This is a genomic window from Palleronia rufa, from assembly GCF_000743715.1.
Lineage (GTDB): Bacteria > Pseudomonadota > Alphaproteobacteria > Rhodobacterales > Rhodobacteraceae > Palleronia > Palleronia rufa.
Genome location: NZ_JQEY01000002.1, coordinates 179,848 through 201,245 on the forward strand (window position 1 = coordinate 179,848; position 21,398 = coordinate 201,245).

Genomic DNA, 21,398 nt, shown 5'->3' on the forward strand with positions numbered 1-21,398 from the left:
GGTCAGGTGTCCTCAGGGGCGGGTCGGCGGTGGCGATGGCCCAATTTGCGGATGGCGTCAACGACCAGCGCCGTGCGGGCGCTCTTGGACCCCTTCACCAGGACGATATCCCCGGAGTGCAGCATCTGTCCCACAACGGCGCCCAGCGCCTCGGCGGTCTCGAACCAGCGCCCGCGTCGGCCGTCGGGCAGCGCGTCGTGAAGTGCGCGCATCCGCGGACCGGCGGTATGGATGCAGCCGATTTTTTCCATAGCGGCATGACCGGCAAGTGCCGCATGGATCGCCTCCTCGTCGCGGCCGAGCTCCAGCATGTCGCCCAGGATCGCGACGCGCCGTCCGCCGGCGTCCGGGCGCGCGGCGGCCAGCCGCTCCAGCGCCGCGCCGACAGAGGCGGGGCTGGCGTTGAACGCATCGTCGATCAGCTCGATCGCGCGGCCCTCGACCTCATCCAGCAACACCGTCTCACGGGTCCCGCGCCCCCGGGGCGGATGCCAGCCCAGCATCGCCTGCGCGGCAAGGTCCGGGTCCGCGCCCAGCGGCTCCGCGGCGGCGACGACGGCGGCGGCGTTCATCGCCAGATGCCGGCCGGGGCCGCCGATGCGGAAGATCAGCTCGTGCCCCGCATGGCGGCAACGCACCACGGTCGTGTCCTGCTGCACGCGCACGTCCAGGATCTGCAGATCGGCGCCTTCGGTCTCACCGAAGGTCAGAACCCGCGGTCCGGCGGCGGCGGCCAGGATCGGGGTCGTGTCCAGGTCGGCGTTCAGGATCGCCGTGCCGCCGGACTCCAGCCCCTCGAAGATCGACGCCTTCTCCCGCGCGATCGCGTCGAGGCCCGAGAACGCCTCCAGATGCGCGGGCGCCACGCTGGTGACCATGGCGACATGGGGGCGGGCCATCCGCGTCAGGGGCGCGATCTCGCCGGGATGGCTCATGCCGATCTCGATCACCGCAAGCTCGGTTCCGGGGGGCGTGCGCGCCAGGGTCAGGGGGACGCCCCAGTGGTTGTTGTAGCTGGCCTCTGCCGCATGGACGCGCATCTGGCCGCCGAAAGCGATACGCGCCATTTCCTTGGTGGTGGTCTTGCCGACCGATCCGGTGATGGCCAGCACCCGCCCAGACAGCCGCGCCCGCGCATAACGGCCCAGCGCCTCAAGGCCGCGCTGCACATCGTCCACGACCAGCAGCGGCGCGGTCTGATCCAGCCCGTCGGGGATGCGCGACACCATCGCCGCGGCGGCGCCCTTTTCCAGCGCCTCGGCCACGAAGTCGTGGCCGTCCCGCGCCACGGTCAGCGCGATGAACAGATCGCCCGGCACCAGAGTCCGCGTGTCGATCGAGACACCGGAGGCCTGCCAGGGCGCGACGGACACGCCCCATGTCGCCTCCACGGCATCGCCGGAGGTCCACAGGATCATGCCACCCGCCCGTCGAGCGCCGCGACCGCGACGCTGGCCTGTTCGGCGTCGTCGAAGGGATAGACCGTGTCGCCGACGATCTGGCCCGTTTCGTGGCCCTTGCCCGCGATCAGCAGCGCGTCGCCGGGTTCGAGCGCATCGACGCCGCGCAGGATCGCCTCTGCGCGGTCGGCCACCTCCGTGGCATCGGGGTCGGCGGCCAGGATCTCGGCCCGGATCGCCGCGGGATCCTCGCTCCGGGGATTGTCGTCGGTGACGATGCGCAGGTCGGCCTGGGCCCGTGCGGCGGTCCCCATCAGCGGCCGCTTCGCGCGGTCCCTGTCGCCGCCGGCGCCATAGGCCACGACAAGCCGTCCCATGACATGGGGGCGCAGCGCCGAAAGCGCCGTCTCCAGCGCCGCTGGGGTATGGGCGTAATCCACGAAGACGGCGGCGCCGTTCTCACGGGTGGCGGCGTGCTGCATCCGCCCGCGGACGGTTTCGAGCGTCGGAAGCACGTCGAACACGGCCTGCGGGTCCGATCCGCTGGCGATGGCAAGGCCCGCGGCCAGCAGCACGTTCTCGGCCTGGAACCCGCCGATCAGACGCAGCCGTACCTGCCGCGCGGCCCCGTTCCAGCTGAACCGCAGGTCCTGTCCCGTGGCGTCGAAGCGCTGGCCCAGGATGCGCAGCGCGGCGTCCGCATGGCGCCCGACGGTCAGGATGTCCTGCCCGCGGGATTCGGCGATGTCGCGGATCTGCGGCCCGCGCCCGTCGTCGATGTTGACGACGGCGGTCCCGTCCTCCGACAGGACACGGGCGAAGAGCCCCGACTTGGCCGCGAAATAGGCGTCGAAATCGGCATGGTAGTCCAGATGGTCCTGCGACAGGTTGCTGAACCCCGCTGCGGCCAGGGTCACGCCGTCCAGCCGGTGCTGGTCCAGGCCGTGGGAAGACGCCTCCATCGCCGCGTGGGTGATGCCGGCGTCGACGGCCTCCGACAGCGCGCGATGCAGCGACACCGGCTCTGGCGTGGTGTGCAGCAGGCGCGCGTGCCAGTCGCCCTCCACCCCGGTGGTCCCGAGGTTCACCGCAGACTCGCCGAGCGCCTGCCAGATCTGCCGGGTAAAGGTCGCCACCGAGGTCTTGCCGTTGGTCCCGGTGACCGCGACCATGGTGGAGGGCTGCCGCCCGAACCAGAGTGCCGCCGCGAAGGCCAGCGCCTGGCGCGGCGCTTCGGCGACCACCAGCGCCACGTCGCGCCCCTCGATCTCTGCCGCCGCGATGCGCGCGCCGTCGCGATCGGTCAGGATCGCGGCCGCCCCCATGCGCAGCGCGGCGGCGATGTAGTCCGCCCCATGCGCCCGGCTGCCGGGCAGCGCCGCGAAAAGGTGTCCGCGACGGGTCTGGCGGCTGTCGACGCTGAGCCCGGTGATCCGCGCATCGCGGCCTCCCTGGGCGGACAGCCCCAGATCGGCCAGGCTTCTTGTGGTCTGTGTCATCATGCCCCCGCTACTCCGAGGCCAGTGTTACCCCGGATGCCGCGACCGGTTCAATCTTCGGCCTGAGGCCCAGGAGCGGCGCCGTGCGGCGGATCACCTCCGCGGCGACGGGAACGGCCGTCCAGCCGGCCGTGCGGCGCGGCTCTTGGCCCGAATTGTCGCTGGCCTCATCGAGCATCACGATCAGCACATAGGCAGGGTCGTCCGCCGGAAAGACGCTGGCGAAGGTATTGATGTTCTTGTCTTTGTAGTAGCCCTTGCGCCCTGCGATCGGCTTGTTCGCGGTGCCGGTCTTGCCGCCGACCTCATAGCCTGGCACGCGCCCGAAGCTGGCCGTGCCCTCCAGGACCACCTGCCGCAGCATCTTGGCCGACGCCCGGCTCACCCGCTCGCTCACCAGCCGGTCGCCCGACGGCGCGCCGTCGCGCTTCAAAAGCGTGGGCTCCACCTTGGTTCCGCCATTCAGAAGCGACGAATAGGCCGCGGCCAGATGCAGGGGAGAGGCCGAAAACCCGTGCCCGTAGGATGCGGTGATGGCCACGATCTCGGACCATTTCGGCGGCAGGAGGGGCTTGGCGCCGCTCGCCTCGACCAGCTCGACCGGGGTCGGGTCGAACACGCCGAAACTCTCCAGGAACGCCTTCTGCCGCTCCGGCCCGATCTGCAGGGCAAGCTTGGCGGTGCCGACGTTGGAGCTCTTGGTGATGACGTCGGAGACCGACAACAGCGGACCGTAGTTCTTGTTCTGGAACTCGCGAAGTGTGAACCGGCCCCATTTCATGGGCGCATCCGCATCGACAAGGGTGTTCGGCCCGACCAACCCCAATTCCATCGCCTGAGCCACCGCGAATATCTTGAAGACCGAGCCCAGCTCATAGACCCCCTGCACCGCGCGGTTGAAGAGCGGGCTGTCGCCCGCGTCGCCCTTGGTCAGCGGTCTGGGCCGGTCGTTGGGGTCGAAATCGGGCAGCGACACCATGGACAGGATCTCACCGCTGTCGATGTCCATCAGAATGCCGGCGGCACCCTTGGCGTTCATCAGCCTCATGCCACCGTAGAGAACCTCCCGCATGGTGCTCTGGACCGTCATGTCGATGGACAGGACCAGCGGGGCGCCGCCGCGCGCGGGATCGCGCAGCGTATCGTCCATGGCCTTCTCGATGCCGGCGACGCCGATCACCTCGGCCGAATTGACCCCCTCGCGCCCGAAGCTGGCGCCGCCCAGAACATGCGCGGCCAGGCGGCCATTGGGGTAGAGCCGCATTTCACGCGGTCCGAACAACAGGCCCGGATCGCCGATGTCGTGGACCGCCTGGCGCTGCTCCGGGCTGACCTTTTTCTTTATCCACAGGAACTTGCGCGTGCCGGTGAAATCCTTGACCAGACGTTCCTCGTCGAGGTCCGGGAAGATGGCGGCAAGCTTCTTGGCGGCACCGACCCTGTCGATCATCTTTGGCGGCTGGGCGTAGAGCGCGTAGGTGGACAGATTCGTGGCCAGCACCCGGCCGTTGCGGTCCGTGATGTCGGCGCGTTGACCGACGATCGGGTTTCCGGCCAGCTCGGCGCGCGGCTCCTGCGGCTCGGCGGCCGCCATCAGCCCCATGCGCAATCCGACGACGCCGAAAGCCAGGACGAACGCGCCCGCCAGCACGACAAGGCGGCCCTCCGCCCGGCGCCGGGCGGAGTCGCGCATCGCCTCGTGGCGCAGGCGCAGGTTCTCGCGCTCGATCGCGTCGGGATTCTCGCCGCGCTGGCGAGCGTCCAGGATCCGGGCGAGCGGTCGGAGCGGTGTGCGGGTCATGGCAAGGTCTCGCTCATCAGGGTGATGGTGCCGTTCAGCGGGCCGAGGTCCTCCGGCGGATAGCCGATCTGGTCCACCCCGGCGAAATGATACGGCAGCAGCGGCATCAGCCCCAGCGCCGTAAAGTTCAGGTCGGCAAGGTCGCGCAGCCGCTCCGGGCGGCTGAGATAGGCCCATTCCGCCCTGAGGATCGCCAGCGTCTCATGCTCGATCCCGATCTGGCGCTGCAGATCGCGCACCCGGGAAAGCGATTTCTGCGTCTCGTAATTCTCGGAATACGCCCAGAATGCTAGGGCCACGATGGCCAGTCCGGGAAGCACGTAAAGCAGCAGTCGCATTCAGACCTCTCCCTTGATCTCGACCCGCGGCAGGTCCAGCGCGTCGCGGTCCACGGGACCGGCGGGCGCCTCCGTGCGCCGCCCGATTCGCAGCCGTGCCGACCGGGCCCGCGGGTTGGCGTCGATTTCGGGCGCGTCGGCCGCGATGCCCCGCGTGGTGACGTCGAAGCGCGGCGCCACGGGGTCGGCCGCGGGCTGGAAGCGGTTGCCGCCGCCGCCCGTGCCGCCGCGCTGCTGAAAGAACCGTTTCACCACCCGGTCCTCCATGGAATGGAACGACACTACCGCCAGCCATCCGCCGGGCGCCAGGGCGCGCTCGGCCGCCTCCAGCCCCGCGGCGAGCTGGCCGAACTCGTCGTTCACCGCGATGCGAAGCGCCTGGAAACTGCGCGTGGCCGGGTGGCTCTGGCCCTGCTTGGGGCGCGGCAGTTGCCGTTCGACGATCCGGGCAAGGTGGCCGGTGGTGCGGATGGGGGCGACGGCGCGCGCGGCGACGATGGCGCGCGCGATCCGCCGCGAGGCACGCTCCTCGCCATATCGAAACAGGATGTCGGCGAGCGTGGTCTCGGTCGCGTCGGCCACGATGTCCGCGGCGCTGGGGCCGGTATTTCCCATGCGCATGTCGAGCGGGCCGTCGCGCATGAAGGAAAACCCGCGCTGCGGCTGGTCGAGCTGCATGGACGATACGCCGAGGTCGAGCACCACGCCTGCCACGGGCTTGTCCGCCACCGTGTCGAGATCCGAGAACGTGCCCTCGACCAGGTGCAGCGCCTCGCCGTAGTCGTCCGCCCAGGCCGATGCGAGGCCGAAGACGGTCGGATCGCGGTCGATGCCGACGACCCGGTCCGCGCCTGCCGCCAGAAGACCGCGTGCATAGCCGCCCGCGCCGAAGGTGCCGTCGATCCAGGTACCGCCGATCGGCGCGCAGTGCCGCAGGATCGGGTTCAGCAGGACCGGAACGTGGGGGCGGTCGTGGACGGTCCGGATCATCGCCTCACGCCTCATCGTCCTCATCGTCCCCGCCGATGTATTCCATCGGATCCTTGTCGGGATCGTAGCCGGTCTTCGGATCCGCAGGAGGACGGACGAATTTCGTCGCGTGGGTGTCGGGATGCCAGATCCGGAACGTATCGCCGCGGCCCAGGATGAGCGCCTTGTCCTCAAGCCCGAGCTTGCCGCGCGCATAGGGCGGCAGCACGATCCGGCCGGTATCGTCCAGGACAAGCTGCTGGGCGCGTTCGTAGATCATGTTCTCCAGGTCGAGCCGGCGCCTGTCATACTCGGGAAGGCGGCGGATCTTCTTGTTCAGGATCGCGAGGCGCCGCATGGACATGACCTCGAGGAAATCGCGCCGGTCGTCGCCGAAGATCATCACCATACGCGGAAGCGTGCCCGGTTCGCGATCCCGATCCTTCTCGTCCAGCACCTTGCGGAAATCGGCCGGGATCGACACGCGCCCTTTGCTGTCGATCTTGTTTTCGTGATGTCCGATGAAGACGTCGAACACCGAAAACTCCTCTTGACCAAACCCCCCTTCTCGGATTCTGCTGATTCCCGTGAACGGAAACGGCGACCCGAACTGCTGCCACTGTCCGGATCGCCGCTCTAGTCCCGTCTCCGGGTATGTCCGATAGCGCGCGCCACCTGGGGGGATGTCTGCTCGCCCGCGCACCGGATCTTCACATCGAGAAGCGCGTTTTTACTCCGCCTGTACGAAACCTAAGCCTCTGTTTTTTATCGGATCCTGCGGATCTTCTTGTCCGCCTGTCCGTCGCCTCTCGATGACTTACGAATGGCATGGGAAATCATGGTACACAACTTTTTTCTGGCTTCGGGCCCTGCTGCGACGCGGTGAACCAACACGGATCCGTGTGCAGGTCGGCAAATTATAGCTATATGATGTGGTCACACCGATTTGTCATGCAACATGAAGTGGGCAGATAATTTTCAGAGCGCGCTGAATTTAGACCGATATCTCGGATGGAAAATTCGCTTGCCTGTGGCGAAGGTACATCAGGGGGCCAATTTTGGCCTTTGGTGGCAGCCGAATCCAGCCAGTCTCACGTATTCCCATGGTTTGCCGATTCTCGACTGAAGAGCTGTTCCGTGAGGACCTCAGGCCCGGCCGGTCCCAACCTCGGCCCGGCGCCGCGCGCAGGAATGCGCTTGCTGCATAGCAGCATTGCCGAGGGGTTCCTTGTGCATTTGCAGCATGCGCCTATCTTCGTCTCAACCAAGGCGAACATATCGTCGGCAGAGATTTCGAGCGTCCCACCTCCTCCCGGGGCGGTCGAATAGGCGGCGGCACCTACCTCCTCCCGGGTGTCGCCGCACGAAACACCGCAATCGCGGGGCGCGCCCACCTCCTCCCGGGCACCCTCGTGACCAGAGCGGCGGCACCTACCTCCTCCCGGGTGTCGCCGCACGAAACACCGCAATCGCGGGGCGCGCCCACCTCCTCCCGGGCAACCCTCGTGACCAGAGCGGCGGCACCTACCTCCTCCCGGGTGTCGCCGTTTTGCTGTGAGGTGTTTACATCAGCCGTAGCTACGCTGGCGGGATCCGGTGCGGTGGCCGCGGCCGGTTTCGTACTCGATCACCGCCAGAAGTTCGAAGATGCTCACCGGCTTGCGCAGCACCGAGGTGATGTTCGGAGCCATGCCGAAAAGCTCTCCGCGCGCGAAGAGCGCGGATCCGGTAACCACGACCACGCAGCAGTCCGGGTTGGCGTAGTTGGCCAGCGCGGCGACGGACAGTCCGCTGTCCTCACCCAGCATGAGATCGAGAACGACGGCGTCGAACGCATGGGTCAGCAGGAGCTTGCGGGCGCATTCTGCCTCGTCCACGACAATCGCCTCATGGCCCGCATCGACCAGCACCTCATGCCAGATGCCGCCAAGAAGCGCATCGTCTTCCACAATCAGTGTTCGCATGCCGGTTCCTCTATCTGCTCCACGCAAACCTGCACGATCAGCGTAAAGAAACACTGAAACGGCGCCCGGTTTCTCAGAACGGCACGTCTCCGGCCTGATCCGCGCCGACAAGGAACCGCCCGACGACCTTTTTCTTTCCCGCCTTGTCGAATGCGACCTCGACCTTGTCGCCTTCCAGCGCCGCGACCGATCCATAACCGAACTTCTGGTGGAACACCCGGTCGCCTTCTGCGAAGGCGGACACGGCTTCGGCGTCGATGACCATGCTCCGGCTCTCTCGCGGCTGGCTCATGGGACGCGACTGGCTGCGGGCCTGCAACCGACGCCACCCCGGGGAATTGTAGACATCCGCCCGGCTCGCGCGGTCGTGCAGATCCGATTGCGACGCGGCCACGATCTGCGGAGAGGCGCTCGCCGCCATGCCCGCCGCACCGTAGCCGCCGCCATAAAGCCCCGGAGGCGTCAGCACGTCGACATGATCGGCGGGCAGTTCGTCGATGAACCGCGACGGCATGGACGATTGCCACTGACCATAGACGCGACGGTTGGCGGCGAAGCTGATCGTCGCCAGCTCCTCGGCGCGGGTGAGGCCGACGTAGGCCAGGCGCCGCTCTTCCTCGAGCCCCTTCAGGCCCGATTCGTCCATCGACCGCTGGGACGGGAACAACCCGTCCTCCCAGCCCGGCAGGAACACCGCGGGAAACTCCAGCCCCTTGGCGGCATGGAGCGTCATGATCGACACCTTGGCCTCTCCCGCATCGCTCTCATTGTCCATGATGAGCGCGACATGCTCCAGGAATCCCTGCAGGTTCTCAAAGGATTCCAGCGCCTTGACCAGTTCCTTGAGGTTCTCCAGCCGGCCCGGCGCCTCGGGTGTCTTGTCGGTCTGCCAATGGCCCGTGTAGCCGGATTCGTCCAGGATACGCTCGGCGAGTTCGATATGGCTGGTCTGCCCCGCGCGCACCAGCTCGTGCCAGCGCGCGAGGGCGTCGACCAGCATCCGCAGCTCCGCGCCGCCCTTGCCACCGAGCCCCTGGTCGGCCAGCAACAGGCGCGCGCCATCGACAAGGCTCACGCCGTTCTCCCGCGCCGTCACCTGGATCCTTTGCTGGGCCTTGTCGCCAAGGCCGCGCTTTGGCGTGTTCACGATCCGCTCGAACGCCAGGTCGTCGTCCGGACTGACGGCAAGGCGGAAATAGGCCATGGCATCACGGATCTCCAGCCGCTCGTAGAAGCGTGGTCCGCCGATGACGCGGTAGGGCAGGCCGATGGTCAGAAAGCGGTCCTCGAAAGCGCGCATCTGGTGCGAGGCGCGGACCAGGATCGCCATGTCCTCCAGTCCGAACGCCCGCATCCCGCGCGTTCCGCCGGACATGGCGTCGATCTCGTCTCCGACCCAGCGCGCTTCCTCGTCGCCGTCCCAGTGACCGATCAGACGGACCTTTTCGCCGGCCTGCTCGGCGGTCCAGAGGGTTTTTCCCAGGCGTCCCTTGTTGCCGTCGATCACCCGGGAGGCGGCGGCCAGGATATGCGGGGTCGAGCGGTAGTTCTGCTCCAGCCGCACCACCTTGGCGCCCGGAAAGTCCTTTTCGAACCGCAGGATATTGCCGACCTCGGCACCGCGCCAGCCGTAGATCGACTGGTCGTCGTCACCCACGCAGCAGATGTTCTTGTGACCTTGGGCCAGCAGCCGCAGCCAGAGATACTGGGCCACGTTGGTGTCCTGGTACTCGTCGACCAGAATGTAACGGAACCAGCGCTGGTATTGCTCCAGCACATCCGGGTGCTCCTGAAAGATCGTCACGACATGCAGCAGCAGGTCGCCGAAATCGACGGCGTTCAGGGTCTTCAGCCGGGTCTGGTAATAGTCGTAGAGTTCCGTCCCGCGATGATTGAAGGCCCCCGCCTCTGCCGCGGGCACCTTCGCGGGCGTCCAGGCGCGGTTCTTCCAGTGGTCGATGATGCCGGCCAGCTGCCGCGCGGGCCATCGCTTTTCGTCGATATTCTCAGCCAGGATGAGCTGTTTCATCAGCCGCACCTGATCGTCGGTGTCCAGGATCGTGAAGTTCGACTTCAGCCCCGCCAGTTCCGCATGGCGACGCAGCAGCTTGACGCAGATGGCGTGGAAGGTGCCCAGCCACGGCATTCCTTCGACCGTCTGGCCCAGCAGGCTGCCCACGCGGTTCTTCATCTCGCGCGCGGCCTTGTTGGTGAAGGTCACGGCCAGAATCTCGTTCGGGCGGGCGCGGCCGGTCATCATCAGGTGCGCGATGCGGGCGGTGAGCGCCTTGGTCTTGCCGGTCCCCGCACCCGCCAGCATCAGCACCGGACCGTCCAGCGCCTCGACTGCCTCCTGCTGAGCGGGGTTCAACCCGTCCAGATAGGGTGTCGGTCGCGCGGCGGCGGCCTGACGGGACAGCGGCACGGCGGCCTCGAACGCATCGCTTTCGTCGAAATCGGTCATGACAGCACCTTATCCCCGTCGCCGTCGGAACGGAAGCGCCGCGTTCGCCATCCGTTCCATGACGTTTCCGCGTCTCGACTGGGTATCTTTCCGCGCCCCGCCGCAACCGGTAACAAGCGGCATGGATCTCGACGACCGCTACCCAGCGCTGTCCGACCTGGCCCGGAAGGCGAAGTCCCGCCTGCCGCGCTTCGTCTGGGAATACCTTGATAGCGCGACCGGTAACGAGCGCGCGAACCACGCGAACACCGAGGCGCTGGACGCCGTGGCCCTCTGCCCCGGGATTCTGGCGCCGGTGCCTGCGGACCTCTCCTGTCGCCTCATGGGCGCCGCCTGGTCCATGCCCGTCGGCATCGCCCCCGTGGGCATGTCGGGGCTGATCTGGCCGGGGGCGGAGGTCACCCTGGCGCGGGCCGCGCACGACGCCGGCATCCCCTACAGCCTGTCCACGGTCGCCGCCGCGACTCCCGAAGAGGTCGGACCGGCTACCGGCGGCCGGGGCTGGTACCAGCTCTACCCGCCCCGCGATGCAGGGATCCGCCATGACATGCTGGCCCGCGCCCGCGACGCGGGCTTCGACACGCTGGTCCTGACGGCAGATGTGGGCACGCCGTCGCGGCGCGAACGCCAGCGCCGGGCGCGCCTGACGAACCCCATGCGCCTGACGCCCCGCATCGCCGCCCAGGCCGCGCTGGCCCCCGCCTGGTCGCTGGCCACGCTGCGCGCCGGGACCGCCCGGCTGAAGACCCTGGACAGATACGCGCGCCCCGATGAACCCGGCGGGACCACCGGCCATATCGGCTATCGCCTGCGCACCGCGCCGGACTGGGATTACCTGCGGGCGCTGCGCGACGAATGGGACGGCCCGCTGGTCGTCAAGGGCGTGCTCGACCCCGGCGACGCCGCGCGGCTGGCGGACATCGTGGACGCGATCTGGGTGTCGAACCACGGCGGCCGCCAGTTCGAGGCGGCGCCCCCTGCCCTGCATGTGCTGCCCGCGATCCGCGCCGCCGTGGGCCCGGACGTGCCCCTGATTGCGGACGGCGGCGTGCGTTCGGGCACCGACGTGCTGCGCTACATCGCCATGGGCGCGGATATGGTCATGTTGGGCCGGGCGTTCCACCATGGCCTGGCCGCACTGGGCCGACCCGGCGTCGATCACGCGGTCCACATCCTCCGCGCCGGGCTGGAGGCCGATATGGGACAGCTGGGACTTTCCGTTCCGCCGGGGGTCCGGGACCGGCGTTGCCTTGCAAGCGCCCCCGCACTACCGTTTTTCTGCACCTGCACAACGAGGCCCTGCCGCAATGACCGACTTCAAGAAGATCCTCATCGCGAACCGCGGTGAAATCGCCATCCGTGTCATGCGCGCGGCCAATGAACTCGGCAAGCGGACGGTCGCGGTCTATGCGGAAGAGGACAAGCTGAGCCTCCACCGGTTCAAGTCCGACGAAGCCTATCGGATCGGCGAAGGGCTCGGCCCGGTGGCCGCGTATCTTTCCATCGAAGAGATCATCCGTGTCGCGCGCGAATGCGGCGCCGACGCGATTCATCCGGGCTACGGGCTCCTTTCGGAGAACCCCGATTTCGTCGATGCCTGCACGGCCAACGGCATCGCCTTCATCGGTCCCAAGGCAGAGACGATGCGCCAGCTTGGCGACAAGGCCAGCGCCCGGCGCGTGGCGATGGAGGCCGGCGTGCCGGTGGTCCCGGCCTCGGAGGTTCTGACCGACGACATGGACGCGGCCCGCGCCGCCGCCGAAGAGATCGGCTATCCACTGATGCTCAAGGCGTCTTGGGGCGGCGGCGGGCGCGGCATGCGTCCCATCGCCGGGCCCGACGAGCTGGAGGAGAAGGTGCTGGAGGGCCGGCGCGAGGCCGAGGCCGCCTTCGGCAACGGGGAGGGCTACCTGGAAAAGATGATCCTGCGCGCCCGCCATGTGGAGGTGCAGATCCTTGGCGATTCCATGGGCAACATCTACCACCTGTGGGAGCGCGACTGCTCGGTCCAGCGGCGCAACCAGAAGGTCGTGGAGCGCGCGCCCGCCCCCTACCTGTCGGGCGCCCAACGCGAGCGGATCTGCAACCTCGGCAAGAAGATCGCCGAGCACGTGGGCTACGAATGCGCCGGGACCATCGAGTTCCTGATGGACATGGAGACGGGCGAGTTCTTCTTCATCGAGGTCAATCCCCGCGTCCAGGTCGAACATACCGTGACAGAGGAGGTCACCGGCATCGACATCGTCCGCGCCCAGATCCTCATCGCGGAGGGAAAGTCACTGATGGAGGCCACGGGCACGGCCTCGCAATATGACGTCACGCTGTCGGGTCACGCGATCCAGTGCCGCATCACCTCCGAGGATCCGACCAACAACTTCATCCCCGACTACGGTCGCATCACCGCCTATCGCGGTGCCACCGGAATGGGCATCCGGCTGGACGGCGGCACCGCCTATTCCGGCGCCGTCATCACCCGCTACTACGATTCGCTGCTGGAGAAGGTCACCGCATGGGCGCCCACGCCCGAGGCCGCCATCGCCCGCATGGACCGCGCCCTGCGCGAGTTCCGCATCCGCGGCGTCAGCACCAATATCGACTTCGTCATCAACCTGCTGCGCCACCCGACCTTCCTGTCGAACGAGTACCACACCAAGTTCATCGACCAGACGCCCGCGCTATTCGACTTCAAGCCGCGCCGCGACCGCGCCACCAAGATCCTCAACTACATCGCCGACATCACCGTGAACGGTCACCCGGAAACGGAGGGCCGCGCCATGCCCCCCGCGGAGGCCCGCGCCCCCGTTCCGCCGCGCCTGCGCGCCGACAGCCCCCGCCCCGGCAGCCGACAGATCCTGGACGATTTCGGCCCCCAGGCGGTGGCCGACTGGCTGTCCGAACAGACTGAGGTGATGATCACCGACACCACCATGCGCGACGGCCACCAGTCGCTGCTGGCGACCCGGATGCGGTCGATCGACATGATCCGCGTGGCCCCAACCTATGCGCACAACCTGCCCGGCCTCTTCTCCGTCGAATGCTGGGGTGGCGCGACCTTCGACGTGGCCTATCGGTTCCTGCAGGAATGTCCCTGGCAGCGCCTGCGCGACCTGCGCCGCACCATGCCGAACCTGATGACGCAGATGCTGCTGAGGGGCAGCAACGGTGTGGGCTACACCAACTATCCCGACAACGTCGTTCAGGGATTCGTGACGCGGGCAGCGGCATCCGGCATCGACGTGTTCCGGGTGTTCGACAGCCTCAACTGGGTCGAGAACATGCGCGTTGCCATGGACGCGGTGCAGGACACCGGCAAGATCTGCGAAGGGACCGTCTGCTATACCGGCGATATGCTCAATCCCGACCGCGACAAGTACGACCTGGACTATTACCTGAAGACCGCCCGGCAGCTCAAGGATGCCGGCGCCCATATCCTGGGCCTCAAGGACATGGCCGGCCTGCTGAAACCGGCCGCCGCCCGCGTGCTGGTCAAGGCGCTGAAGGAAGAGGTGGGCCTGCCCGTCCATCTGCACACCCACGATACCGCCGGCATCGCCTGCGGCACGATCCTGGCGGCGGCGGATGCCGGCGTGGACGCGGTGGATTGCGCCATGGACTCGCTGTCGGGCAACACCTCCCAGGCGACGCTGGGCACGGTGGTCGAGAGTCTGGCCAATTCCGACCGCGCCTCGACCCTCGACATCGACGCGATCCGCGAGATCTCCAACTACTGGGAGACGGTGCGCAGCCACTACGCAGCCTTCGAGTCGGGCATGCAGGCCCCCGCGTCCGAAGTCTATCTGCATGAGATGCCCGGCGGCCAGTTCACCAATCTCAAGGCGCAAGCCCGCGCCATGGGGCTGGAGGACCGCTGGCATGAGGTCGCCCACACCTATTCGCAGGTGAACCAGATGTTCGGGGACATCGTGAAGGTGACGCCCTCCTCCAAGGTGGTTGGGGACATGGCCCTGATGATGGTCGCCCAGGGGCTGACCCGCGCCGAGGTCGAGGATCCAGCCACCGACGTGAGCTTTCCGGAGTCGGTCGTGGACATGATGCGCGGCGCTTTGGGACAACCTCCGGGCGGCTGGCCGAAGGGGATCCAGAAAAGGATCCTCAAGGGCGAAAAGCCGTTGACCGACCGGCCTGGCAAGCATCTCAAACCGGTCGATCTGGAGGCCGCGCGCGCAGAGGCGTCGAAGGCCTGCGGCGGGGTCGAGATCGACGACGAGGACCTCATGGGGTACCTGATGTATCCCAAGGTCTTCACCGACTACCGCCTTCGCAACGAGGAATACGGCCCCGTGCGCACCTTGCCGACGCACACGTTCTTCTACGGCATGGAGCCGGGCGAGCAGATCTCGGCCGAGATCGACCCCGGCAAGACGCTTGAGATCCGCTGTCAGGCGCTGGGCGAGACCACGGCCGAGGGCGAGGTAAAGGTGTTCTTCGAGCTGAACGGCCAGCCCCGCACCGCGCGCGTGCCCAACCGCAAGGCCGCCGGCCGCGCGGCCGGCACGGCGAAGGCCGAACTGGGCAATCCGAACCACGTCGGCGCGCCGATGCCGGGGGTGGTCGCCTCCATCGTGGCGGAGACCGGCAAGGCGGTGAAGAAGGGCGATCTTCTGCTGACGATAGAGGCGATGAAGATGGAAAGCGGTCTTCATGCCGACCGCGAAGCCACGATCAAGGCCATTCACGTCACTCCCGGCGCGCAGATCGACGCCAAGGACCTGTTGATCGAGCTGGAGTGAGACCGCGGGAACAACAGCAGGTTGGCGCCGTTGGGCCTCATGCAATTGTGACAATTCTTTCGTGGAGGAACCTGCGCATGTCGATCATCCGGAACACACTCATCGGCGTCGCCTTCCTGGGACTCGCAGCCTGCGGAAACTCGGCGACCGAGCGCGCGGCGACAGGCGGACTTGGCGGGGCGGTCGTCGCGGGCCCGGCGGGGGCCGTCGTTGGCGGGACTGTCGGCGCGGCCACGACCGAAGAGTAGGCCGCGCGTCCGGATGTCGCCGATCTTGACGATGGCCCTGTAGCGGGGCCGTCATCGCGGAGCGGGACGGCGGCAGGGCAGTGATACGCGCCACCAAGGGCGTGGCCCTACGCTGACCGCTTCGGGAGACGTCCTGCGCCCGCCCCAGGGCAAACTGCCATGCCTCGCCCGGCAGTTCTTCTGTGCAGGGCAGCCGCGCCTGCATCGACCCCAGCGCGATCCGCGCCATCGATCCCGAAAATCACCCTCACCTCATTGCACGGCAGGCCAGGGGCGGAAGCATCGGGGCCCGGTGATCGGACGTACCTTCGGCAACGCGCACAACAAAACCGTCACCCACCGGGACCAGCCGTGGTCCGTCGGACGGCTGAAACCCAACGGATAGCGGCGGCCTTGGATGCCGCGGCGAAACGCCGGCGGGCAGACTTCCAGAACGTCCGCCCTACCCGACGCGGGGCCTTATTTTCCGCTTGCGCCCCGGCGCGCCCTTGTCTAAGTCCGCCCTCACCGATGGCAGCGCGGGCGTAGCTCAGGGGTAGAGCATTACCTTGCCAAGGTAAGGGTCGTGAGTTCGAATCTCATCGCCCGCTCCATCGGATCGTCCACAGAGTTATCCACAAGGCCGCCTGTCACCGGATGATGGCGAACCTGTCCACGTCGACCATACCGCGATCGGTGATCTTGAGGTGCGGAATCACCGGCAGGGCGACGAAGGCGAGTTGCAGGAAAGGCTCTTCCAGCACCACGCCCAGCGACTTGGCCGCGCGCCTCAGATCCTTCATCGCCGCGCGCACCTCCTCGAACGGCGCAAGACTCATCAGCCCGGCCACGGGCAGCGCCAGCTCGGCCAGGACGGTCCCGTTCTCCACAACGCAGAACCCGCCCTCGATCTCCGCCAACCGGTGGGCGGCCAGCGCCATGTCACCGTAATCCGCCCCGACGACGATCAGGTTGTGATGGTCGTGGCAGACGGTCGAGGCAATGGCCCCCCGCGCCAGTCCAAACCCCCGGACGAACCCGTTGGCGACATTGCCGTTGATGCCGTGCCGCTCGATCACCGTGACCCGTGCGAGGTCGCGCGCGGGGTCGGGGCACAGGTCGCCGTCGGTGGCCGAGATCTCCTCACGCAGGTGATCCGTGAGGATCCGGCCGCCGGTCACGCCGATCACCGGCGTGTCGCCCCCGGAACCCTCCAGGCGGAACGTCCCGGGTTCGATCCGCGGCACCCGTACCGATCCGCGGCCTATGCCTGGCGTACCGGACCGTCCCGCGAAGATCTCTTGCGTCAGTTCCACCCCATTGGCCCAGACCGCCCGCACGTCGCATCCTTCGACCGAGCCCAGCGCCACGATGTCCGCACGTTTTCCGGGCGCGATCTGGCCCCGGTCCTTCAGCCCGAATGCCTCGGCCGCCGACAGCGACGCGATCCTGTAGGCGACCAGCGGCGCCACCCCGCGTGCGATCGCGCGGCGGATCATGTGGTCCAGATGGCCCTCTTCGCCGATGTCCAGCGGATTGCGGTCGTCGGTGCACAGGCACAGATAGGGCGACAGCCGTTCGGTCATCAGCGGGATCAAGGCGTCCAGATCCTTCGAGACCGACCCCTCGCGGATCAGGATCCGCAGGCCCCGCGACAGCTTCTCCAGCGCTTCGGCGGTGCTGGTGGCCTCATGCTCCGTGCGGATGCCGGCGGCGGCATAGGCCGAGAGAGCCTGCCCGGAGAGAAGCGGCGCGTGGCCGTCGATGTGCCGCCCCTCGAAGGCCGAAAGCTTTTCCAAGCATTCCGCATCGCCGCCGATCACGCCGGGATAGTTCATGAATTCCGCCAGCCCGAGAGCCTTGGGATGGTCCTTCCGCGCGGCCAGCTCATCCGCGCCGATCCGCGCGCCCGACGTTTCCATGTGCGACGACGGCACGCAGGAGGACAGCATCACCCGCAAGTCGATCACGCTGGCGTCCGCCGCCGCAAGGGCCCAGTCGATCCCCGCGACGCCCAGGACGTTGGCGATCTCATGCGGATCCCATATGGCGGTTGTCACGCCGCGCGGGCCGACGCAGCGCGCGAATTCGTCCGGCGTGACCAGCGCGCTTTCCACATGCAGGTGGGTGTCGATGAATCCCGGCACCAGCGTCAGCCCGGCGAGGTCGCGCACCGGCCCGTCCCAGCGTGCGCCGATCCCGGCGATGGCGCCGTCGACAATGGCCACGTCGCCGGAAATCCGCTCGCCGGTCACCACGTCGAGCACCTCTGCGCCGCGCAGCACCTGGTCAGCGGCCGCATCGCCGCGCGCCACCGCGATCCGCCGCGCCAGACCGCCCATCAGAACACGCGGAACGTGAGGGTCGTCAGGCTGCGCTCGATCCCGTCGATGCCGAGCAGGCGATCGTTGATGAACTTGCCCACATCCTCTTCGTCGGGGACGTAGAGTTTCATCAGCAGGTCGAAATCGCCGGAGGTGGAATAGAGCTCCGAATGGATTTCCTTCAGGACGATCCTTTCGGCGACGTCGTAGGCGGTGCCGGGCCGGCAGCGGATCTGTACGAAGACACAGGTCACGGGGCGTTCTCCTTCGATTTTCCGGACAGAATCACCACCAGGACGGCAAGGCCAGCCCCGGTGACTGTCCGGGAATTCCGCACGCCACCCGCCGCACGGTTCCAGGGACAACCGCTCCGCCGGTCGGTTGCCCCGCCTGTCAGCCGGACCGTCGCTTCGCCAGTCAAGAACGCGGCCGACCCCTTGGACACAGAGCCCGACGCCCGCCAGCCCATCCCCGAACCATGGCAGCAGCGCGCGAATTCCGGCGCACCGATCCGCCCGGTCGCGGCGCGTTTCTCAGCGTGCTTCGAGCGCCTCGATCCGGGCCTTCAGCGCGTCGTTCTCCTCACGCGCCTTCTGGGCCATGGCCCGCACCGCGTCGAACTCCTCACGGGTCACGAAATCGCGATCCGCCAGCCAGCGATCGACGACGCCCTTCATGGCGGTTTCGGCTTCGGTCCGCGCACCCTGGGCCACGCCCATGGCGTTGGTCATAAGCTGCGACAGGTCCTCGAACATCTTGTTGCGCGTCTGCATGGGACTCCCCTTTTCACTCGGCCAGCATATGGTCATCGAAGCGGCCGTTCTCAAGCATTCGTGTGGTTGACTTCCCCCCCGCCCCGTCATTTCTGCCGCCCATGATCATGGCCATCCCCTTCCCCGACATCTCGCCCGAGATCTTCTCGATCGAGCTCGGCAGCTTCACGCTGGCGCTGCGCTGGTACGCGCTCGCCTATATCGTCGGCATCCTGCTGGGATGGCGGCTTGCCGTTCGCGCGGTGTCGCGGACGGACCTCTGGCCGGCGAACCGTCCGCCCATGGCACCGACGGCTGTCGAGGACCTGATGACCTGGATCATCCTGGGGTTGCTGCTCGGCGGGCGGCTCGGGTTCGTCCTGTTCTACCAGCCGGCCTATTACGTCGCCAATCCGCTTGAGATCCTGGCGATCTGGCAGGGCGGCATGTCGTTCCATGGCGGCATGCTGGGCGTCACGGCTGCCGGTCTGCTTTTCGCCTGGCGCCGCGACGTGCCGTTGCTCCAGATGCTCGATCTGCTGGCGCTGGCGACCCCGGCGGGCCTGCTCTTGGGCCGCATCGCCAATTTCATCAACGCCGAGCTGTGGGGCCGGCCCACGGACCTGCCCTGGGGCGTGATCTTTCCCGGTCCGGCCGCCCAGTCCTGTCCGGGGATCGAAGGGCTCTGCGCGCGGCATCCGTCGCAACTCTACGAGGCGCTGCTGGAGGGCCTTGTGCTTGGCGCGCTTCTCATCGTGCTCGCCTTCCGGCGCGGCTGGCTCAAGCGCCCCGGGGCGCTGACGGGCATCTTCCTGATGGGCTATGCGGTCTCCCGCATCCTGGTCGAGCTGGTCCGTCAGGCCGATCCGCAGTTCATCACCCCCGACAACCCGATGGGCTATGTCGTGCAGATCGGTGCGGCGGGTCTCAGCATGGGCCAGCTTCTGTCGCTGCCGATGCTGGCCATCGGTGCCGGGCTGGTGCTGGCCGCGCGCCGCAGGCCGTGACCCCGCTGGCGGAGATTCTCATCCGCCAGATCGCGGCCACTGGTCCGATCAGCGTGGCCGAGTACATGACCGCCTGCCTGCTGCACCCCCGCCATGGCTACTACACGACACGCGACCCGCTGGGGGCGGCGGGCGACTTCACCACCGCGCCCGAGATCAGCCAGATGTTCGGTGAACTGGTCGGCCTCTGCCTCGCCCAGGCCTGGCTCGACCGCGGCGCGCCGTCCCCCATCGCGCTGGTCGAGCTTGGCCCGGGCCGCGGCACGCTGATGGCGGATCTTCTGCGCGCCACCCGCCGCGTGCCGGGCTTCCACGACGCGATCCGGCTGCATCTGATCGAGGTCTCTCCGACCCTGCGCGCGATCCAGGCAGAGACCCTGCGCGACCACGCCCCGGTGCTCTGCACCTCCCTGGATCAGGTGCCGGACCTGCCGCTCTGGCTCGTCGCGAATGAGGTCTTCGACGCCTTGCCCATCCGCCAGTTCCTGCGCGACGGCGACAGCTGGCGTGAGCGGCTGGTCGGGGCGGCGGACGGCGCGCTGACCTTCGCGCTCAGCGACCCGGTGCCGCTGGCGGCCCTTTCCCACCGACTGGCCGACACCCACGATGGCGACATGGTGGAGACCAGCGGCGCGGCAGAGGCCTTGGCCCAGACCATCGGCGCCCGCGTCGCGGCCCGGGGCGGTGCGGCCCTCATCATCGACTACGGCAGCGACACTTCGCTTGGCGACACGTTCCAGGCGGTGCGCGGACACGCCAAGGAGGCGCCCCTTGCCTTTCCGGGCGCGGCCGACCTGACGGCGCATGTGGATTTCGGGGCACTGGCCGCCGCGTCGCCCGCAGCCGCCAGCCGTCTCGTGCCGCAGGGCGCGTGGCTGGAGCGGCTGGGCATCGCACCCCGTGCGCGGGCTCTCGCCCAGGGTCTCACGGATTCGGCCCTGGACGCCCATGTGACCGCGCACCGGCGGTTGACCCATCCCGAAGAGATGGGCACCCTTTTCAAGATCATGGCCCTGCACGACGACGCGGGCCCGCCCCCCGGACTGGAGGCCAATTGACCATCGCGCCGATCCTCTCTGGCATCCTGTCGCCCGTCGCCCATGGATTCTTCACCCGCAAGGGCGGAGCGTCCTCCGGGGTCTTCGCGGGTCTGAACTGCGGGCACGGATCGTCCGACCAGAATGACATCGTGCAGATCAACCGCGCCCGCGTGGCCGCTGCGATGGGCGTGGCGGTGGATGCGCTCAAGACCGTGCGGCAGGTCCATTCGGCGGATGCCGTCATCGTCCGGGATGCTGATCGGACCCCCGACGGACCTGCGGACGCCATGGCGACGAACGTGCCGGGCGTGGCGCTGGGCATCCTGACCGCCGACTGCATGCCGATCCTGCTGTCAGACCCGCAGGCCGGTGTGGTCGGCGCAGCCCATGCGGGGTGGCGCGGGGCGCGCGACGGGGTGATCGGCGCGGTGCTGGCAGCGATGGAGGGTCTGGGCGCGAACCGCAGCCGGGTCCGGGCGGCCATCGGGCCCACGATCTCGCAGGCGCATTATGAGGTCGGTCCGGAACTTTTGGACGAGTTTCTGTCGGAGGACCCCCAGGCGCATCGGTTCTTTGCCGGCGGACGGGGCGACCGGCTGCAATTCGACCTGCCGGGCTACGGGCTTCATCGCCTGCGCGCCGAGGGCGTGGGCGGGGCGGAATGGATCCGCCACTGCACCTACCGCGATGCCGGGCGGTTCTTCTCCTACCGCCGGGCGACCCACCGGAAAGAGGCCGACTACGGCCGCCTCATCTCGGTCATCCGCTGCGGCTGAGCCGCCGCGCCATCGCCCGATCCGTGGCCGGGACACACATTGACGAAGCGCGACATGGGCAAGGCGGTCATGCCCACCCCCGGACC

Annotated in this window: 17 protein-coding genes and 1 tRNA gene; 7 read left to right on the forward strand and 11 right to left on the reverse strand. The window is 67.9% G+C overall.

Annotated elements, in window-relative coordinates; genetic code table 11:
- Nucleotides 1-2: 2 nt before the first annotated feature.
- The 8 genes from KW83_RS04960 to KW83_RS04995 all read right to left on the reverse strand — a co-directional run bounded on the left by KW83_RS04960 (nucleotide 3) and on the right by KW83_RS04995 (nucleotide 10,435).
- A complete protein-coding gene (locus tag KW83_RS04960; protein WP_036175495.1) occupies nucleotides 3-1,418 on the reverse strand; it encodes a UDP-N-acetylmuramoyl-tripeptide--D-alanyl-D-alanine ligase in 1,416 nt (471 codons plus the stop codon).
- Entirely contained in the window at nucleotides 1,415-2,899 is a 1,485-nt protein-coding gene (locus KW83_RS04965) for a UDP-N-acetylmuramoyl-L-alanyl-D-glutamate--2,6-diaminopimelate ligase (RefSeq protein WP_036176010.1), read from the reverse strand. The genes KW83_RS04960 and KW83_RS04965 overlap by 4 nt, the downstream gene beginning before the upstream one ends.
- 10 nt (nucleotides 2,900-2,909) lie before the next feature.
- Nucleotides 2,910-4,700: a peptidoglycan D,D-transpeptidase FtsI family protein gene (locus KW83_RS04970; RefSeq protein WP_036175497.1), complete on the reverse strand. Its 1,791-nt coding sequence runs from the start codon at nucleotides 4,698-4,700 to the stop codon at nucleotides 2,910-2,912.
- Nucleotides 4,697-5,038, reverse strand: a complete 342-nt coding sequence (ftsL, locus tag KW83_RS04975; RefSeq protein ID WP_036175499.1) for a cell division protein FtsL — start codon at nucleotides 5,036-5,038, stop codon at nucleotides 4,697-4,699. Before ftsL ends, KW83_RS04970 begins: the two co-directional genes overlap by 4 nt.
- Nucleotides 5,039-6,028, reverse strand: coding sequence for a 16S rRNA (cytosine(1402)-N(4))-methyltransferase RsmH (gene rsmH / locus KW83_RS04980; protein WP_036176013.1), 990 nt, complete (start codon nucleotides 6,026-6,028; stop codon nucleotides 5,039-5,041). It abuts the gene before it with no gap.
- Nucleotides 6,029-6,032: 4 nt separating this feature from the next.
- Entirely contained in the window at nucleotides 6,033-6,545 is a 513-nt protein-coding gene (locus KW83_RS04985) for a division/cell wall cluster transcriptional repressor MraZ (protein WP_036175501.1), read from the reverse strand.
- Between the two features lie 1,030 nt (nucleotides 6,546-7,575).
- Nucleotides 7,576-7,971, reverse strand: a complete 396-nt coding sequence (locus tag KW83_RS04990; protein WP_036175503.1) for a response regulator — start codon at nucleotides 7,969-7,971, stop codon at nucleotides 7,576-7,578.
- 73 nt (nucleotides 7,972-8,044) lie between these two features.
- Complete coding sequence (locus KW83_RS04995; RefSeq protein ID WP_036175505.1) at nucleotides 8,045-10,435, reverse strand: ATP-dependent helicase; 2,391 nt, start codon at nucleotides 10,433-10,435, stop codon at nucleotides 8,045-8,047.
- 121 nt (nucleotides 10,436-10,556) lie between these two features.
- Between KW83_RS04995 and KW83_RS05000 the strand changes: the two genes are divergently transcribed.
- The 4 genes from KW83_RS05000 to KW83_RS05010 all read left to right on the forward strand — a co-directional run bounded on the left by KW83_RS05000 (nucleotide 10,557) and on the right by KW83_RS05010 (nucleotide 16,027).
- Nucleotides 10,557-11,783: an alpha-hydroxy acid oxidase gene (locus tag KW83_RS05000; protein WP_081904477.1), complete on the forward strand. Its 1,227-nt coding sequence runs from the start codon at nucleotides 10,557-10,559 to the stop codon at nucleotides 11,781-11,783.
- Nucleotides 11,743-15,186: a pyruvate carboxylase gene (locus KW83_RS05005; RefSeq protein WP_036175507.1), complete on the forward strand. Its 3,444-nt coding sequence runs from the start codon at nucleotides 11,743-11,745 to the stop codon at nucleotides 15,184-15,186. Before KW83_RS05000 ends, KW83_RS05005 begins: the two co-directional genes overlap by 41 nt.
- A 77-nt stretch (nucleotides 15,187-15,263) precedes the next feature.
- A complete protein-coding gene (locus KW83_RS21125; RefSeq protein ID WP_200879656.1) occupies nucleotides 15,264-15,434 on the forward strand; it encodes a hypothetical protein in 171 nt (56 codons plus the stop codon).
- Between the two features lie 518 nt (nucleotides 15,435-15,952).
- Nucleotides 15,953-16,027 (forward strand) — tRNA-Gly (locus KW83_RS05010).
- A gap of 36 nt (nucleotides 16,028-16,063) precedes the next feature.
- Here the strand turns inward: KW83_RS05010 and ade are convergent.
- The 3 genes from ade to KW83_RS05025 form a co-directional block, all read right to left on the reverse strand.
- A complete protein-coding gene (ade, locus tag KW83_RS05015) occupies nucleotides 16,064-17,755 on the reverse strand; it encodes an adenine deaminase (protein ID WP_036175510.1) in 1,692 nt (563 codons plus the stop codon).
- Nucleotides 17,755-17,991, reverse strand: a complete 237-nt coding sequence (locus KW83_RS05020; protein ID WP_036175513.1) for an Lrp/AsnC family transcriptional regulator — start codon at nucleotides 17,989-17,991, stop codon at nucleotides 17,755-17,757. Before KW83_RS05020 ends, ade begins: the two co-directional genes overlap by 1 nt.
- A gap of 279 nt (nucleotides 17,992-18,270) precedes the next feature.
- Nucleotides 18,271-18,510 (reverse strand): accessory factor UbiK family protein, encoded by a 240-nt coding sequence (locus tag KW83_RS05025; protein WP_036175516.1) that lies wholly within the window; start codon nucleotides 18,508-18,510, stop codon nucleotides 18,271-18,273.
- A 101-nt stretch (nucleotides 18,511-18,611) separates the two neighbouring features.
- Between KW83_RS05025 and lgt the strand changes: the two genes are divergently transcribed.
- The 3 genes from lgt to pgeF are packed head-to-tail and all read left to right on the forward strand — an operon-like array spanning nucleotide 18,612 to nucleotide 21,312.
- Nucleotides 18,612-19,496: a prolipoprotein diacylglyceryl transferase gene (lgt, locus tag KW83_RS05030; protein ID WP_036175531.1), complete on the forward strand. Its 885-nt coding sequence runs from the start codon at nucleotides 18,612-18,614 to the stop codon at nucleotides 19,494-19,496.
- Complete coding sequence (locus KW83_RS05035) at nucleotides 19,493-20,554, forward strand: class I SAM-dependent methyltransferase (RefSeq protein ID WP_036175534.1); 1,062 nt, start codon at nucleotides 19,493-19,495, stop codon at nucleotides 20,552-20,554. The genes lgt and KW83_RS05035 overlap by 4 nt, the downstream gene beginning before the upstream one ends.
- Entirely contained in the window at nucleotides 20,551-21,312 is a 762-nt protein-coding gene (pgeF, locus tag KW83_RS05040; RefSeq protein ID WP_036175537.1) for a peptidoglycan editing factor PgeF, read from the forward strand. Before KW83_RS05035 ends, pgeF begins: the two co-directional genes overlap by 4 nt.
- Nucleotides 21,313-21,398: the final 86 nt, after the last annotated feature.

What these genes read in the sequence shown, in the direction of transcription:
- KW83_RS04960 (WP_036175495.1), bottom strand. Translation starts at nt 1,418, where the DNA reads ATGATCCTGTGGACCTCCGGCGATGCCGTGGAGGCGACATGGGGCGTG.
- KW83_RS04965 (WP_036176010.1), bottom strand. Translation starts at nt 2,899, where the DNA reads ATGACACAGACCACAAGAAGCCTGGCCGATCTGGGGCTGTCCGCCCAG.
- KW83_RS04970 (WP_036175497.1), bottom strand. Translation starts at nt 4,700, where the DNA reads ATGACCCGCACACCGCTCCGACCGCTCGCCCGGATCCTGGACGCTCGC.
- ftsL (WP_036175499.1), bottom strand. Translation starts at nt 5,038, where the DNA reads ATGCGACTGCTGCTTTACGTGCTTCCCGGACTGGCCATCGTGGCCCTA.
- rsmH (WP_036176013.1), bottom strand. Translation starts at nt 6,028, where the DNA reads ATGATCCGGACCGTCCACGACCGCCCCCACGTTCCGGTCCTGCTGAAC.
- KW83_RS04990 (WP_036175503.1), bottom strand. Translation starts at nt 7,971, where the DNA reads ATGCGAACACTGATTGTGGAAGACGATGCGCTTCTTGGCGGCATCTGG.
- KW83_RS04995 (WP_036175505.1), bottom strand. Translation starts at nt 10,435, where the DNA reads ATGACCGATTTCGACGAAAGCGATGCGTTCGAGGCCGCCGTGCCGCTG.
- KW83_RS05000 (WP_081904477.1), top strand. Translation starts at nt 10,557, where the DNA reads ATGGATCTCGACGACCGCTACCCAGCGCTGTCCGACCTGGCCCGGAAG.
- KW83_RS05005 (WP_036175507.1), top strand. Translation starts at nt 11,743, where the DNA reads ATGACCGACTTCAAGAAGATCCTCATCGCGAACCGCGGTGAAATCGCC.
- KW83_RS21125 (WP_200879656.1), top strand. Translation starts at nt 15,264, where the DNA reads ATGTCGATCATCCGGAACACACTCATCGGCGTCGCCTTCCTGGGACTC.
- ade (WP_036175510.1), bottom strand. Translation starts at nt 17,755, where the DNA reads ATGGGCGGTCTGGCGCGGCGGATCGCGGTGGCGCGCGGCGATGCGGCC.
- KW83_RS05025 (WP_036175516.1), bottom strand. Translation starts at nt 18,510, where the DNA reads ATGCAGACGCGCAACAAGATGTTCGAGGACCTGTCGCAGCTTATGACC.
- lgt (WP_036175531.1), top strand. Translation starts at nt 18,612, where the DNA reads ATGATCATGGCCATCCCCTTCCCCGACATCTCGCCCGAGATCTTCTCG.